The sequence below is a fragment of the Klebsiella sp. 18074 genome (genome assembly GCF_902705905.1).
Lineage (GTDB): Bacteria > Pseudomonadota > Gammaproteobacteria > Enterobacterales > Enterobacteriaceae > Klebsiella > Klebsiella terrigena.
Map to the genome: position 1 here is coordinate 1 of NZ_CACSIS010000094.1, position 972 is coordinate 972.

1 protein-coding gene is annotated in these 972 nt (G+C 53.4%); it reads left to right on the forward strand.

Going from position 1 to position 972, the window contains the following annotated elements:
- Window positions 1-41: 41 nt before the first annotated feature.
- Window positions 42-893, forward strand: coding sequence for an ATP-binding protein (locus tag GVK32_RS28670; RefSeq protein WP_227697939.1), 852 nt, complete (start codon window positions 42-44; stop codon window positions 891-893).
- Window positions 894-972 lie beyond the last annotated feature (79 nt).

Here is a 972-nt window from a genome sequence, read left to right on the forward strand (position 1 = left end):
TACGGGCAGACTGAAATCCCATCATGGGCGAGGGACTGATCATGGAACTGGAAGAAAAAATCTCAACCATCGAGAAAATGCTCGAAGTCCTGAGCAATCCGCCTGAGCAGTTCCCTAATTGCGAACTGGTATGCGAACGCGTGTTCTGCGAAAAGCATGGTGAATATGAGCAACGCAAACGGATGTTTACGAACGGAGTTGTCAGACTGCCATCACCACCCACGCGCTGCCCCGGCTGTCTTCGTGATGAGCTTAGCTTCCTGAAAGCTGAGAAAGTGCGATGGGAAAAACAGGTTCGGCAACAAAGCGTCGAGAGACTGCTTCGCCAGCTGGAGATCCCAGAGAGATTCGCATCATGCACCCTGGATAGCTATAAGCCGGTTGGGAAGGATTCAGAGCGTGCATTGCGAGTCTGTCAGGCCTATGCCTCGAAATGGACTGACCGCCTGCAGCAGGGCGGTGGGCTGGTTATGTGTGGAAAGCCGGGTACCGGTAAAAATCATCTCGCGCTGGCTATTGCCCGACACGTAATTGAGCAACACCAAAGCTCGGTAGTTTTCACCACGGCGCTGAAGGTGGCCCGCGATTTCAAATCAACATGGTCAAAATCCTCCACCAGGACCGAGGAGGAGGTGATCCGCCACTTCACCCGGCCAGACCTGCTGATTGTCGATGAGGTAGGCGTCCAGTTCGGCAGTGAAGCCGAGAAGATGATCATGTTCGAAATCATCAACACCCGCTATGAGCGCCTCAAGCCGACGATCCTGATTAGCAACTTACCCAAAGAGGAGCTGACGCAGTTCATTGGTGAGCGGGTTATTGACCGGATGAACGACGGCGGCGGATGCACCATTTCGTTTACCTGGGACAGCTATCGGGAGAATCGGTCATGAAAAACATCAGCAATCGCCAACGCATTATCAACTACATCGGCAAGCACCCTGGCTGCACGTTTGCCGAGGTTATCGAAGG